Annotated in this window: 2 protein-coding genes; both read left to right on the forward strand. The window is 50.1% G+C overall.

Features of this window, described 5'->3' with window-relative positions; translation table 11 throughout:
- Positions 1 to 229: chorismate-binding protein (locus tag KIV40_RS31245; protein ID WP_285353186.1), on the forward strand; the 229-nt coding region annotated here is incomplete at its 5' end.
- Positions 127 to 637: thiamine pyrophosphate-binding protein (locus KIV40_RS31250; protein ID WP_285353188.1), on the forward strand; the 511-nt coding region annotated here is incomplete at its 3' end. The genes KIV40_RS31245 and KIV40_RS31250, both read left to right, overlap by 103 nt.

A 637-nucleotide genomic window follows, 5' to 3' on the forward strand; every position in this document is an offset into this window, starting at 1 on the left:
TGTGGGTTATATCAGTCATCAACGTGCTGAATTCTGTGTCGCTATTCGCAGCGCTTTGATCGTCAACGATCAGGTACAGCTGTTTGCTGGTGCGGGGATCGTACCCGGATCTGTTGCCGAGCACGAATGGCTAGAACTGAACAAGAAGATGTCGACGCTGTTGAGTTTGATCTCAGAGCAAATCATGACCAAGCAGTTCTCAATCGAATTTGGTCATCGACGCTGCTAGAAGAGCTAGCGCGCAGTGGGGTAGAGCATGTCTGTATTGCGCCAGGCTCGCGTTCTACGCCGCTAACTTTAGAAGCACAAGCCAACACCAAATTGACTATCCACACGCATTTTGATGAGCGTGGCCTTGGCTTTTTTGCACTCGGCTTAGCCAAAGCGACGCAAGGAAAAGTGGCGGTTATCGTGACGTCTGGTACCGCGGTTGCCAATCTTTTACCGGCTGTGGCTGAAGCGGGATTAACTCGTGAATCATTGATTTTACTGACCTCAGATAGGCCCGTTGAATTGGTCAATTGCGGTGCAAACCAAGCGATACAGCAACTGGGGATTTTTTCGCAGCACGTTGAAGGCGCACTTAACCTGCCAAGTCCAACGACCCAAGTATCATTGAACTGGTTGTTGAGCTCTC

This window comes from Vibrio sp. D173a (genome assembly GCF_030248475.1).